9 protein-coding genes are annotated in these 14,593 nt (G+C 61.9%); 8 read left to right on the forward strand and 1 reads right to left on the reverse strand.

Annotated features, from left to right (window positions below):
• The first annotated feature begins 67 nt into the window (after positions 1 to 67).
• Positions 68 to 550, forward strand: a complete 483-nt coding sequence (locus tag J1W56_RS07840) for a CreA family protein (protein ID WP_223612752.1) — start codon at positions 68 to 70, stop codon at positions 548 to 550.
• A gap of 111 nt (positions 551 to 661) precedes the next feature.
• On the opposite strand, the gene J1W56_RS07845 is transcribed toward J1W56_RS07840, so the two are convergent.
• The gene (locus J1W56_RS07845) at positions 662 to 3,103 is read right to left on the reverse strand and encodes an ATP-dependent helicase (protein ID WP_223612753.1); all 2,442 of its coding nucleotides are present in this window, start codon (positions 3,101 to 3,103) and stop codon (positions 662 to 664) included.
• Positions 3,104 to 3,346: 243 nt separating this feature from the next.
• On the opposite strand from J1W56_RS07845, the gene J1W56_RS07850 reads away from it, so the two are divergent.
• The 7 genes from J1W56_RS07850 (at position 3,347) to J1W56_RS07880 (ending at position 14,503) form a co-directional block, all read left to right on the forward strand.
• Positions 3,347 to 5,677: a glucose/quinate/shikimate family membrane-bound PQQ-dependent dehydrogenase gene (locus tag J1W56_RS07850; RefSeq protein WP_223612754.1), complete on the forward strand. Its 2,331-nt coding sequence runs from the start codon at positions 3,347 to 3,349 to the stop codon at positions 5,675 to 5,677.
• Positions 5,678 to 5,919: 242 nt separating this feature from the next.
• On the forward strand, positions 5,920 to 6,459 hold the full coding sequence (locus tag J1W56_RS07855; RefSeq protein WP_223612755.1) for a glyoxalase superfamily protein: 540 nt from the start codon (positions 5,920 to 5,922) through the stop codon (positions 6,457 to 6,459).
• Between the two features lie 202 nt (positions 6,460 to 6,661).
• Complete coding sequence (locus J1W56_RS07860; RefSeq protein WP_223612756.1) at positions 6,662 to 7,549, forward strand: dienelactone hydrolase family protein; 888 nt, start codon at positions 6,662 to 6,664, stop codon at positions 7,547 to 7,549.
• A 138-nt stretch (positions 7,550 to 7,687) separates the two neighbouring features.
• A complete protein-coding gene (locus J1W56_RS07865; RefSeq protein WP_223612757.1) occupies positions 7,688 to 8,641 on the forward strand; it encodes a hypothetical protein in 954 nt (317 codons plus the stop codon).
• Between the two features lie 8 nt (positions 8,642 to 8,649).
• On the forward strand, positions 8,650 to 9,009 hold the full coding sequence (locus tag J1W56_RS07870; RefSeq protein WP_223612758.1) for a DUF2185 domain-containing protein: 360 nt from the start codon (positions 8,650 to 8,652) through the stop codon (positions 9,007 to 9,009).
• A gap of 200 nt (positions 9,010 to 9,209) precedes the next feature.
• A complete protein-coding gene (locus J1W56_RS07875) occupies positions 9,210 to 10,619 on the forward strand; it encodes an FAD-binding oxidoreductase (protein ID WP_223612759.1) in 1,410 nt (469 codons plus the stop codon).
• Positions 10,620 to 10,660: 41 nt separating this feature from the next.
• Entirely contained in the window at positions 10,661 to 14,503 is a 3,843-nt protein-coding gene (locus J1W56_RS07880) for an AsmA family protein (RefSeq protein ID WP_223612760.1), read from the forward strand.
• Positions 14,504 to 14,593 lie beyond the last annotated feature (90 nt).

Below are 14,593 nucleotides of genomic sequence, written 5' to 3' on the forward strand. Positions count from 1 at the left end.
CTGCTTGCAATTCCACAACGCCGTATCCAACTGTCTCTGGCAACCCAACCATTTCAGGAGATTCTCGATGAAGCATATGCTCGCTGCTCTGGCCCTTCTGGGCGCCGCCATCCTGCCGGCTCAGGCGGAGGAGGTCGGCAAGGTCGGCGTCGACTGGCTGGGCAATGACATTGTCATCGATGCGGTTGCCGACCCGAAGATCCAGGGGGTGACCTGCCATCTCGCCTCGTTTTCGCGCGGCGTGATCGACCGGCTGCAGAAGGGCAACTGGTTCGAGGATCCGTCCAATGCCTCGATCTCCTGCCAGCAGACCGGCCCGATCGTCATCGGCGACATCAAGCTGGGCGAGGGCGGCGAGCGGGTGTTTTCCGAACGCACCAGCCTGATCTGGAAGAAGCTGAACATCACCCGCATCTACGACAAGCAGAACAATGCGCTGATCTATCTCGCCCATGCGAGCCAGGTGCAGGATGGATCGGCCAAAACCTCGATCTCGACCATTCCGTTGTTTGCCGGAAATGTCACATGGACAAAAGGCAAGCCGGAATAGGTTTGGGGTGTTTCCGTTGGGTTTGCACCCCCCTCTGTCCTACCGGACATCTCCCCCCTTGTGGGGGGGGATGGGCGGCAGCCCAGAGGGGGTTGAAACAACCCAGCCCGCTCAGATCTGCTTCACAAAACTGTCGAGCACGCGTTTTTGCCCGGCCTTGTCGAAATCGATGGTCAGTTTGTTGCCTTCGATGGATGAGACATTGCCGTTGCCGAACTTGATGTGGAACACCCGGTCGCCGACGTCGAAATTCGACGGGGTTTCGCTGACGGATTTGGCGACCAGCTCGCCATCGATCATGCGGCCCTTGACCGAGCCGCGTCCGGCACCGTGGCCGGAATCCGTCTCGCCATAGCCGATGCGCTCGACCTTTGCGCCGGAGCGCGAGCCCCAATTGTTGCGCGTGGCGTCGGAGCGGTTCTGCTGGGCGCGCTGCCAGCCGGGCGTCGAATAGGTATTCTCGAATGGATCGGCCCGGTCAAAGCGCGACTGGCCATAGCCGCCACCGGAGCCGTATCCGCCATAGGAATTGCCTGTCGCAACAACTTCCACGTGCGCTTCCGGCAATTCCTCGAGGAAACGGGACGGTATGGTCGATTGCCAGAGGCCATGGATACGCCGGTTGGAGACAAACCAGATGTGCAGGTTCTTCTTGGCGCGGGTCAGGCCGACATAGGCGAGGCGCCGTTCTTCCTCAAGGCCGGAGCGGCCGCCCTCATCCAGCGCACGCTGATGCGGGAACAGGCCTTCCTCCCAGCCGGGCAGGAAGACAGTCTCGAATTCCAGCCCCTTGGCCGAATGCAGCGTCATGATGTTGACCGCATCGAGATTCTCGTTCTGCTCGGCATCCATGACCAAAGCCACGTGCTCGAGGAAGGAACGCAGGGACTCGTACTCCTCCATGGAGCGGATGAGTTCTTTCAGGTTTTCCAGCCGGCCCGGCGCTTCCGCCGACCGGTCGGCCTGCCACATGGCAGTATAGCCGGATTCGTCGAGAATCATCTCTGCGAGCTGCGTGTGCGGCGTGGAATCAATCAAAGATTGCCAGCGGTGGAAGTTTTCAACCACTTCCCGCAGGGCGGAACGGGGTTTGGGCTTCAGCTCTTCCGTCTGCACCAGATCAGTGGCGGCCTCGAGCATGGCGATGTCGCGGGCGCGGGCATAGTCATGCACCTGCCGCACGGCGGCTTCACCGAGGCCGCGCTTGGGCGTGTTGATGACGCGCTCCAGCGCAAGGTCATCGGACCCTTGAGCCACGACGCGGAAATAGGCGAGGGCATCGCGGATTTCGAGGCGCTCGTAGAACCGCGGGCCGCCGACAACCCGGTAGTTCAGGCCGAGGGTAACGAAACGGTCTTCGAATTCGCGCATCTGGAAGGAGGCGCGCACGAGGATCGACATGTCGTTGAGCTTGTGCCCCCTGCGCTGCGCCTGCTCGATTTCCTCGCCGACCGCGCGGGCTTCCTCTTCGGAATCCCAGGCGGCGTGGACATTGACCTTGGCATCTTCGGCATTCGGCGCATCGGTGAACAGGGTTTTGCCGAGACGGCCCTCATTGTGGGAGATGAGGAAGGATGCCGCGCCGAGAATATGCGCCGTCGAGCGGTAATTGCGCTCCAGCCGGATCACGACCGCGCCGGGAAAATCCTTCTCGAAGCGCAGGATATTGTCGACTTCGGCACCGCGCCAGCCATAGATCGACTGGTCGTCATCGCCGACGCAGCAGACATTCTTCGAGCCCTGCGCGATCAGGCGCAGCCACATGTACTGGGCGGTGTTGGTGTCCTGATACTCGTCGACAAGGATGTAGCGGAATTTGGCGTGATATTCCTTCAGCACATCCGGATAGGCGCGGAACATGCGGATGGGATGGCAGAGCAGATCGCCGAAATCGCAGGCATTGAGCGTCTTCAGGCGGTTCTGATAGGCGGTATAGAGTTCGCGGCCCTTGCCGTTGGCAAAGGCGCGGGCGTCGCCCTCGGGAATCTCAGAAGGTCCAAGACCCTTGTTCTTCCAGCCGTCGATCATCAGCGCGAACTGCTTGGCAGGCCAGCGCTTGTCGTCGAGCCCTTCAGCCTGAATGATCTGCTTGATCAGCCGGATGACATCATCCGTGTCGAGAATGGTGAAATCCGAGCGCAGGCCGACCAGTTCCGCATGACGGCGCAACAGCTTGACGCCGATGGAGTGGAACGTGCCGAGCCACGGCATGCCTTCCACGGCACCGCCGACGAGAACGCCGATGCGCTCCTTCATCTCGCGCGCCGCCTTGTTGGTGAAGGTCACCGCAAGAATCTGGCTGGGATAGGCCTTGCCGAGGGAGAGGATGTGGGCGATGCGCGAGGTCAGCACCCGTGTCTTGCCGGTTCCGGCACCGGCGAGAACCAGTACCGGCCCTTCGGTTGTTTCAACCGCAAGGCGCTGTTCCGGGTTGAGGCCATTGAGGTAGGGCGGCGCGCCGCGCGCCTGCATGGCGCGTGCAGCTATGCCCTGCGGCTGGCGAGGCGCATCAGGTTCATCGAAGAACGGTATATCGTCAGGCAATCCGGACATTTCACTCCAATGTAGTGATTCGGCATCGAAAAACCAGACCGATCCGATACAAAGCAAGAACATACAGCATTTAGCGCAGAGTTTCCCCCGAAACTTGCGATTGAAATTTTCAATCGCTGATATTGCACGCATCGGATTTAAGGCATAGGCCTGTCAAAGAGAGGAATCTGGCAGCCGATGGCCCGTTCGCAGCCTCATGTCAGGACCATTCGATCTTGATTGAGCTTGGAAAGGACCCCTGCCATGGCAATCACTCTGACGGCTCTCCTTTTTCTGATCATCGCGGCTGCCCTGGGTGCGGGTGGCGTCTGGCTCGCCGTTCTCGGCGGCAGCTGGTACTACGTCATCGCCGCGCTCGCCTTTCTCGTCACATCCATTCTCCTCTTCCGGCGGCGCTCGGCCGCATTGCCGGTCTATGCGCTGCTGGTGATCGGCACGCTGGGCTGGGCCATCTGGGAAATCCGCTTCGACTGGTGGCAGCTGGCGCCGCGCGGCGGCGTGATCATCCTGCTCGGGCTCTGGCTCCTGACACCGTGGGTGCGCGGCCGGTTGACCCGTGCCGATGCCGGCTCTGCCTCCCTGGGGGCAGCGCCGCTCTGGCTGGCCGTTCTGGTGGCGCTCGGCGTTGCCGGCTATTCCATGACCCGGGACCCGCTCGATCTTCCCGGCCAGCTGAGCCGGGAGGCGGTGACCGCCACGCCCGATATCGGCGGCGTGCCCAATGACGACTGGCACTTCTATGGCCGCAGCCTCTACGGCCAGCGCTATTCGCCGCTGAAGCAGATCACGTCCGACAATGTCGCCAAGCTGCATGTGGCCTGGACCTACCAGACCGGCGATGTGCGCCGCTCCACCGATGTTCCGGAAACGACCTATCAGGTGACACCGCTCAAGGTGCGCGACACGCTCTATATCTGCACGCCGCATAATTTCGTCATTGCGCTCGATGCCGCCAGCGGCAAGGAAAAATGGCGCTTCGATCCGCAGGTGAAAGACAATGACGACCGGCAGCACCAGACCTGCCGCGGCGTGTCCTACTATGCCGATGCCACCGTCGCGGCCGGACAACCCTGCGCCGAGCGGGTCTATATGCCGACCGCCGATGCAAGGCTGATCGCGCTCGATGCGGCCAATGGCCAGATCTGCCCGGCTTTTGGCGACAAGGGCACCATCCATCTGGAAACCGGCATGCCTTATAACCCCGCCGGGTACTACTATTCGACCTCGCCGCCGGTCATTGCCGCGGGCAAGATCATTGTCGGAGGCGCGGTCAATGACAACTATTCGATCCACGAACAGTCCGGCGTCATCCGCGCCTTCGATATCAACACCGGCGCGCTGGTGTGGAACTGGGATTCCGGCAATCCCGATGTGACGACACCGCTGCCGGAGGGACAGAAATACACCGCCAATTCTCCCAACAGCTGGTCGATTTCCAGCGCCGATGAAAAACTCGGGCTCATCTATGTGCCGCTCGGCAACCAGACGCCGGACCAGCTTGGCGCCGGGCGGTCCGCCAATGTGGAGAAATTCTCGTCCTCCATCGTGGCGCTCGATCTCAACACCGGGCAGATGCGCTGGGTGCGCCAGACCGTGCATCACGATCTCTGGGACATGGACGTGCCCTCGCAGCCAAGTCTTGTCGACATCAACACCGCAAGCGGAGCGGTTCCGGCACTGGTCGGTCCGACAAAGCAGGGCGATATCTACGTGCTCGACCGGCGTTCGGGCGAGCCGATCATCCCGGTCGAGGAGGTGCCTGCCCCGGGCGGTGCCATCGAGGGCGACCACACCTCGCCGACACAGCCGGTTTCCGGCCTGACATTCATACCGCGACCGCTGCAGGGCAAGGACATGTGGGGCGTGACGCTGTTCGACCAGCTCGCCTGCCGCATCCATTTCCTCAAGCTGCGCTATGAAGGGCGCTATACGCCGCCGTCGCTGCAGGGCTCGCTGATCTATCCCGGCAATTTCGGCGTGTTCAACTGGGGCGGCGTGGCGGTCGATCCGGAGCGGCAGGTGATGTTCGGCATGCCGACCTATCTCGCCTTCACTTCACGGCTCGTGCCGCGCGCCGATGTACCGGCACCGGGTGCGGGCACCAAGGGCAGCGAACAGGGGCTCAACCGCAATGAAGGCGCACCCTATGCGGTGGTGATGGGACCGTTCGTCTCACCGCTCGGCCTGCCATGCCAGACCCCGCCCTGGGGCTATGTGGCGGGGGCGGACCTGCGCACAGGCAAGATCGCCTGGAAGCACCGCAACGGCACGGTGTACGATTCCTCGCCGCTGCCCCTGCCGCTCAAGGTCGGGGTGCCGGGGCTGGGCGGCCCGATCATCACGGCGGGCGGCGTCGCATTCCTTGGCGCAACGGTCGACAATTATCTGCGTGCCTATGACGTGACCACGGGCAAGCAGCTGTGGGAAGGGCGTCTTCCCGCGGGCGGACAGTCCACACCCATGTCCTATGCACTGCCCGACGGGCGGCAGTTCGTCGTCATCGTCGCCGGCGGCCACGGCTCGATCAACACCAAGGCCGGTGACTACGTCATCGCCTATACCCTGCCGAAATAGGCGGGGCGCACCATCGCACCCTCCCGGGTCGGCAACCGGGAGGGTTTTTGTTGACTGTTTTAATCCAGTTGACGCGGCGCAAAACTGCTCATATCAATTCACCAGGCAGATACGGCCAGCCGCTCGCGGGGGTTCAACCCATGGTGAATGTATCGAACGATGCTGCGTTTCATCCTTTGCATGGTGAACGGGTCGGCAATGCGGGCACTGACTTTCCGCGTTCACCCTATGAAGGATAGACGATGCGTACATTTCATGACGCCAAGGCGATGGCCAAATCGCTGCGACAGGCGCTTGCCGCCAAAAATATCGAGATTTCCCACAGTGACGGTCTGGAGCTTGTTGCGGCCGGGTTCGGTCTCGACAACTGGAACGTGCTTGCGGCAAAGATTGTGGAGGACGGGCCCGCGCCGAAGAGAGCCATCTCCTTTGGACCGGCCAACCCGATCCTGCGGATTTTCGACGTGGACAAGGCCAAGGAATTCTACCTGGACTATCTCGGCTTCACCCTCGACTGGGAGCACCGGTTCGAGGACAACATGCCGCTTTACTGTCAGGTGACGCGCTCCGGCCTGACGCTGCATCTGAGCGAACATTCCGGCGATGCCAGCCCGGGCGCCCGGGTTTTCGTGCGCATGACGGGGATCGAGGCGTTTCACAAGGAGCTTCATGCCAGGAACTACCGCTTCATGAAGCCGGGTCTCGATGAAGCGCCCTGGGGCCGCGAGGTGCACGTGATCGATCCATTCAGCAACCGGATCAGCTTTTGCGAGGACAAGTAGGTTTTGCGTGCGGGACAGCGCCGGGGCAATCCGGCGCTGCCTGCCTTGACGAGGCGGTCGGCGTCTGGGAAATTGGCGCCACAGTGATGACTGGACTCGGCGTTGCGCTCTCCACCGGTGTCCTTTCGCATCGCCTGAAAGGGTGATGGGAAACGGCGGGGGGTTGATGGCCCGGCAGTCCTTTTCGATGGAAAGAGCCACAATGGACAAGCCGAAGAAAACTCCCACGATCAGTCAGGCCATGGTCGATGCTTATGACGAATACACGCATCTGACCCTCGACCGCCGGTCCTTCATGGACAAGCTCGCCAAACTGGCGGGCTCCGGCGCCGCAGCCGCGGTCATTGCACCGATGCTGGCGGCAAATTCCGCACAGGCTGCGGTTGTCGCGTCCGACGATCCGCGCCTGCTCACCAAGGACCTGATCCATTCGGGCGATGTGGGAGACATGAAGGGCTACAGTGTGCGCCCGACCGACACGACGGCGAAACTGCCGGTGGTCGTGGTCATTCACGAGAATCGCGGTCTCAACGGCCATATCCGCGATATTGCCCGGCGCATGGCACTGGAAGGCTTTACGGTTTTCGCCCCGGACTTCCTGTCGTCGGTCGGTGGCACGCCTTCGGACGAAGACAAGGCGCGCGACCTGATTGCCAATCTCGACCCCGAAAAGACCATCGCCGAAGGCGTCGAGACGATCGCCTATCTCAAAGCGGCAAAGTATGCCAACGGCAAGGTCGGCGTGATGGGCTTTTGCTGGGGCGGCGGGCTGGTCAACGATCTGGCCGTCAATTCGTCGGACCTTGACGCCGGTGTGGCCTATTACGGCCGCCAGCCCAAGGCCGAGGATGTTGCAAAGATCAAGGCGCCGCTGCTGCTGCATTATGCTGGGCTCGACACGCGGATCAATGCGGGCATCGATGGCTACAGGAAAGCGCTGCAGGACAATGGCAAGACCTTCGACATCGAGGTCTATGACGGCGTCAACCACGCGTTCAACAACGATACGTCTACCGCCCGCTACAGCAAGGAAGCCGCCGATCTCGCCTGGAGCCGCACGGTTGCGTTCTTCAAGAAATATCTGAGCTGACAAGCCTCACGGTGCGCCCGTCGAACCACGCACTATAAGTCATGCATCACACATTTCCGTCCCCATGAAACCAATGGCTTGCCAGACCGTTCCGGGCACTGCTAGTCACAACAACGGAACGCGACGGGAAATGCCTTCATGCGCTACATAACTGCCTTTCTGGTCTTCATGATGATATCGCTTGCGCATGTGCAGGCGGGCTTTGCGCAGGAGGCTGTTTTCCCGGAAGGCTCCAGCGTTGGCCTGGTCATTCCCCGGAACATGCAGCCATCGTCGACGTTCAGCGGCTTTGAAGACCCGGCGATGGGCGCGACCATTGTCTTGACCGAGCTGCCGGTGGATGCCTATGCGCAAATCTCCGCCAAGTTCAATGCGGAAGGTCTGGCGCCCACGGGCATCGTTGTCAGTGGTGCCGCGCAGGACTGGCAGGTGAAGGGCGCCTCCGCAGCCAAATATATTCACGGCAGCCAGATTGCCTCCGGCATCAAATACCGCAAATGGATTGTCCTGTCGCAGGCGCCGACAACCACGACGATGGTCACCATGCAAATTCCCGACGGGGTTGCCGGTGCGCCATCGGATGCGGATGTCGAGGACACATTGCGCTCGATCGCGGTGCGCACGCCGCCAACCCTTGACGAACAGATCGCCGCCCTGCCGTTCAAGGTGGGCGATCTCGCCGGGTTTCGCCCGATCCGCGCCATTGCCGGGGCAACCTATCTCCTGACCGATGGACCGCAGGACGTACCCGCCAGCGCGGCGCAGCCGGTGATCATCATCGCGTCCAATCTCGGCAATGCGCCCGAGGCTGCCGCCCGCATGGACTTTGCCAGGAAGGCCTTTGCGTCGCTGACCGGGATCAAGGATGTGCGCTCGGACAATGAAAGCAGCGCGCCGGCCGATGGCGGCGAATGGGTGGATATTGACGGCAGCGCCAAGGACGCGACCAGCGGAGATGCGCTTTATGTTGCCCAGATCGCCCGGTTTGCCGGCGACCGCTACGTTCGCGCCATCCTGATCGTGCGGGGCAGTGAAAGGGATAAATTTGCCGACCGCTTCCGCAGACTCGCCAAGTCGCTGACGATCAATTAAAATCGGGCATGGATAAAACCTATCGACTCAGCAAAGACGAGATACGGCCATTGGTCCGCAATTACGGCGGCTGTATTGCAACCGATACGATTACAATTGACGGCTATCCCGTGCGCTTCATGTACCGCGAGGATCCCGACAACGCACTGGACAGCGGCTGGCGTTTTCTCTCGGGCTTCGAGAGCGACGACTACATGGAAGACCCGGACAACAGCGGGATTTTCGACGTCAACACCATCGCCAACTACGATCCCAGCATCATTCCGCTGCTCGACTCGCCGGTCGGCAGCGTGTTTGAACGGACCGGCGAACAGGAGCGCTTTGTCCGGGTCACCGACTGGGAACCCAGCGACGACGATGAGGAGTGAAGGGGTTCTATAGGGTTACACCCCCCCCTCTGGGCTGCCCGGATCAACCGGCATAACAATACCGTATTGATTATCTCACTGACTTTCTTCCCCAACCCTTGCGGTTCTCTCACACAGAGTTACAACTGGACAAGTCGCGTGCAGTGACTGAAAATGCACGTGAATTGGACGAATCCTCGATTGGAATTCTGGAGACCGGAATGGCATTGGCTGATGCAGGAGCAATGGTGCGCAATGAAAATGGTATTGCGACCGTTGTTTCGATTCTTAAGAAAAGGTTTGGTGACAACGCGCAGACGGGCAAATCCATCCGCGAGCAGCATGGCCACACCACCAGTTATGTCCCGAACCAGGCTCCCGATCTCGTGGTTTTCGCCGAAACGACCGAAGACGTTCAGGAAGTCGTGCGCCTCTGCGGCGAGTGGCAGGTGCCGGTCATTCCGTTCGGCACCGGCACATCGCTGGAAGGCCATGTGAATGCGCCGGCGGGCGGTGTGTCCATCGACCTGTCGCGGATGAACCGTATTCTCAAGGTCTATACCGAAGACCTCAATGTCGTGGTCGAGCCGGGCATCACCCGCAAGGAACTCAACGAATATCTGCGCGATACCGGTCTGTTCTTCCCGATCGATCCCGGCGCCAATGCCAGCCTTGGCGGCATGGCCGCCACGCGAGCCTCGGGCACCAATGCCGTGCGCTACGGCACCATGCGCGAAAACGTGCTGGCGCTGAAGGCCGTCATGCCGGATGGCCGCCTGATCAGCACGGCAAAGCGGGTGAAAAAAACGTCTGCCGGCTATGACCTGACCCGGCTGCTCGTCGGCTCCGAAGGCACGCTCGGCATCATCACCGAACTGACGCTGAAGCTCTATGGCATTCCGCAGGCGATCTCCGGCGGCATCTGCGCGTTTCCGGATCTTGAAAGCGCCTGCAATGCGGTGATCGAGACCATCCAGATGGGCATTCCCGTGGCGCGTATCGAGCTGGTCAACAGCCTGCAGATGCAGGCGATGATCAATTATTCCAAGCTTGACTATCCGGTTGCCCCCTATCTCTTTGTCGAATTCCACGGCAGCGATGCGGGCGTGGCCGAACAGGCGGAACTCTTCGGCGAGATTGCCGCGGCCAATGGCGGTGGCCCGTTCAAATGGACGGCCAATCTGGAAGAGCGCGAAAAGCTGTGGTCGGCGCGGCACAATTCCTATTTCGCCTGCATGACGCTGGCGCCCGGGAAGCAGTCGCTGTCGACGGATGTGTGCGTGCCGATTTCGCGCCTGGCCGAATGCATTGTCGCAACGGAGAAGGATATTGCGGCGAGCGGGCTGATCGCGCCGATTGTCGGTCATGCGGGCGACGGCAATTTCCATGTGCTGATCCTGTTCGACGACAAGAATCCGGAGGAAATCCAGAACGTGGAAGCCTTTGTCGAGCGCCTCAATCTCAGGGCGATTGCCATGGACGGGACCTGCACGGGCGAGCACGGCATCGGGCAGGGCAAGATAAAATTCCTGCGGCTCGAGCTTGGCGGTGCGGTCGACGTGATGGAAACGATCAAGCGGGCTATCGATCCGGGCAATATCATGAATCCCGGCAAGATCTTACGTCTGTAACTTTGCACGTTGATTCCGCATCTTCGCCCAATTTGTGAACGGTGCGGTGTATACGGTGCCCAACGCGTAAGAATGGAGTTGAAACACTGGCGCGCCTTTTTGTTCTGATCGGCGGACTACTGGTACTGGTGCTCACCGCGGCACTGGTGGTGCCGTATTTTGTCGACTGGGCCGGCTACCGCTCCTCGTTTGAACGGGAGGCATCGGCGCTTCTCGGGCGGCCCGTCACGGTTGCCGGGACGGCCAGCGCCCGGCTTCTGCCGTTTCCATCGGTGACCTTCTCCGACGTCAAGGTGGGCGACCCCGGATCGGCGCCGGTCATGACCATCGACAAGTTTTCGATGGACGCGGAACTTGCGCCGTTCCTGCGCGGCGAGATTCTCATTTTCGACATGCGGCTGGAGAAGCCGACCGCTTCGGTCAATATCGACCGCAACGGCGTGGTCGACTGGGCCATCCGGCCGCAGACATCGTTCGGCTCGACGCAGGTCAAGCTGGAAAACGTGCGGATCACCAACGGCTCCGTGCTGGTGCGCGACGCCTCGACCGCGACGGTCCGCACCGTGAACGATCTCAATGCGACGGTGTCCGCGACCAAGCTGAGCGGTCCGTGGAAATTCGATGGCACATTGCTTTTCAACGGGGAGCGGACCAGCGTTTCCGCTTCCACCGGCCAGTTGAAGCCTGACGGCTCGCTCAACGTGCATGCACGTATTATCCCTGACGGCATTCCGGCGGTGCTGGAGACCGACGGCGGGGTGACGCTTGACAAGGGCGCGCTGAAATATGCCGGCAGCATCAACATCCGTTCGGCTGACGAGACAGCGCCCAAGGCGGCGGGCAAGGGGACGCCGGCCGAGGACAAGCCGCTTCTTTCCAGCGTGCGCGTGACCGGGCGCTTCGAGGCCGATCATGCCAGCGTGACCATTCCGGAGTTCCGGATGGAGCAGGGGACGGTTGACGATCCCTATATCGTCAATGGCAACGCGCTTTTCGACTATGGCAGCAACCCGCGGTTTGAAGTCAAGGCGGATGGCCAGCAGGTGACGTTCGACAACCAGAACGAGGACAGCAAGGGCAGCAAGCCGACGCCGCACACGGCCGCGCAGCGGCTGGGCGTGTTCCGCCGCCTGATGGACCAGCTGCCCATTCCGACCGTTCCCGGCAGCATCGATCTGAAACTTCCGGCCATCGTGGCGGGCGACACCACCATCCGCTCGGTGCGGATCGATGCGGAACCCTCGGGCGGCGCCTGGAAGATCAACCAGCTGCGGGCGGAACTGCCGGGACGAACCCAGTTCGAGGCCAACGGCATGCTGCAGATCGGCAAGGATTTCGGCTTTGACGGCAAACTCCTCGTCGCATCGCGCCAGCCCTCGGGCCTGGCGGCCTGGCTGACCGATACGGTGGATGAATCGATCCGGCGGCTGGCGGGCGCGGGTTTTTCCGGTGATGTGAAACTGCACGACGACCTGCAGCGCATCGACAATCTGGAAGTGGCGCTTGGCGGCGCCTCGCTGAAGGGATCGCTGATCCGCAGCGCCAAGGGCGAATCCGTGCCGCTGACCCAGCTGACGCTGGACGGTGGCGCGCTGGATGGCGATGCGCTGGAAGCCTTTGCCGCCATCTTCGGCCGCAACACGCCATCGGAGGCGGGCAAGGGCGCACCGCAGCTGGCGGGTGAAGATCTCGATGTGCGGGTGAAAGCCGGGCCGGTCAGCCATGGCGGCCTGGTGGCGGAATCGCTCGATACCGGCTTTCGCCTGCGCGACGGCGTCTTCGATATCGACCGCCTGACCGTGGGCAATGTATCCGGGGCGACCATTACCGCAACCGGCAAGATCGCGCCGTTCAAGGCCGAGCCTTCCGGTTCGCTGGATGCAACGGTTCTCTCGGATGACATGGCGCCGTTCGTTGCGGCGCTGGCGGCGCAGTTTCCCGACTTCCCGTTCCTTGCGGCGCTCAACGAGCATGCGGCCCGGTTTCCCGGACTGTTTGACGGAACGGAGCTGAGCATCATCGCCAATGCGCTGCATGGCAAGGATGCCGCCGATGAGTTCTCGCTGAGCGCGGCGGGGAAAACCGGCGGCATGGATATCACGCTTTCCGGCACGACCAGCCAGGGCACCGACAAGTTCCGCGTGCTGGAACTGACGATGAATGCGCGCACGGATCACGGCGAGAACCTGATGGCCCTGATGGGACTTCCCGCGCTGCCGCTCGGCTTTGCCGGTGAGCTGGAGGCGGACCTTGCCTTGAAAGGCAATGGCAAGGACGGCATCCAGACGCAGCTTGCGCTGAAAGCGCCGGACGGCCAGGCGCTCCTCGACGGCAGTTTGCGCAGTAGCAACGGCCTGTTGAACGGCGAAGGGCGGGCGTCGATCAAGGCCAGCGATCTGGAGCCGTATCTTGCGACAGCCGGCTATTCGCTGCCGGGATTTGGCAACGGCATGCCGGTCGACATGGCCAGCAGCTTCCAGCTCGCCAAGGGCCGGCTGGTGCTGCCGGATTTGAACGGCAAGGTGCATGATACCAAGATTGCCGGCCGTCTCGATCTCGGCGTGAACAACGGCACACCCGATATACAGGGCAATCTGGCGCTGGGCAGGATCGACCTTCCCGCCGTGGTGCAGTTCATGCTCGGCACCGGCGCCGTCGACGCGGGCGGGCAAACGCACTGGCCGAAAGAAACCTTTGCCAAGGCGCCGCTGTTCCCGGCCGATTTCAATCTCAAGATCAAGGCTGACGAGGCGGACGCCGGTGTTCTCGGACGGGTGGGCAAACTGCAGTCCACCGCATCGCTGAAGGACGGCTATCTGCGGCTCGATGAAACGCAGGGCGAGATTCTCGGCGGCACCGTCAAGGGCACGTTCGAGCTGCGCAACACGAGCGGTACCGGTCTGGCGGCCGGTCAGTTCACGCTGGAGCAGGCCTCCCTCGATGATCTCTACACGCCTGACGACCATGAACCGCTGATGGGCACAGCCAAGATCGTTGCCTCGGTCAATGCAACCGGCACCTCCATCGCCGACATGATGGCGTCGGTTGCCGGTTCGGGCGTTGTTTCCGTGGATGATCTGGCCATCGATACCATCAATCCTGGCGCGCTCAAGCCTATCCTGGACGATGCCGATGGGCTGTCGGGCCCGATCACCGCCGCCAGCGTGAGTGGCGTGATCGGCAAATATCTGCATGCCGGGCCGTTCAATGCGGGTGCGGCGGAGTTTGCCTTTACCATTGCCGGCGGCACGGCGCGGACATCGACATTCCAGCTGAAAAGCCCCGGTGCGTCGCTGAATGCCGATCTGCGGCTGAATTTTCCCGACATGACCATGGCCTCGCAGGGGCGCTACGCATTCGATCCGGGCAAGCTGGTGGTTGCCGGTGCCGAGCCGGTTGTCGAGTTCAAGGGAGAGGGGCCGTGGCGCGCGCCGAAATGGACGCTGAACCGCCAGCCGCTGGAGCAGTTCCTGACGCAGCGCACGCTGGAGCGCGAGCAGCAGCGGGTCGAAACCATGCAGGCATCGCTGGTTGAAAAGCAGCGACTGCGCCGCGAAGCCCTGCTGTTCCAGAGCAAGGCCACGGAACGGCAGAGGCTTGCCGAAGAGGCCAGGCTGAAGGCGGAACGGGAAGCGGCGGCAAAGGCCGAGGCGGAGCGGCAGGCGGCTGAAAGGGCAGCGGCCGAGAAAGCCGCTGCCGAGAAAGCCGCCGCTGAAAAGGCTGCCGCCGAGAAGCAGGCTGCGGAAGATGCGGCCCGGAAGACCCGCGAGCAGCCGTCGCCTCCCAGTGGCGGGGCGCAGGTTCCGCCGCAGCAGGGAAGCGGTACCCTCAACAAACAGTCCGTGGATGATTTTCTGAAGACGCTCGGGCCAACGGTTCAGTAGAGCTGGCAAAACTATTGTGCGTGGTTCGACAAGCTCACCATGAGGAAAGTTGCAATCTGCAGAGCGCTGGATTCCCTCATGGTGAGCTTG

This window comes from Phyllobacterium calauticae (assembly GCF_019991125.1).
GTDB classification, from domain to species: domain Bacteria; phylum Pseudomonadota; class Alphaproteobacteria; order Rhizobiales; family Rhizobiaceae; genus Phyllobacterium; species Phyllobacterium calauticae.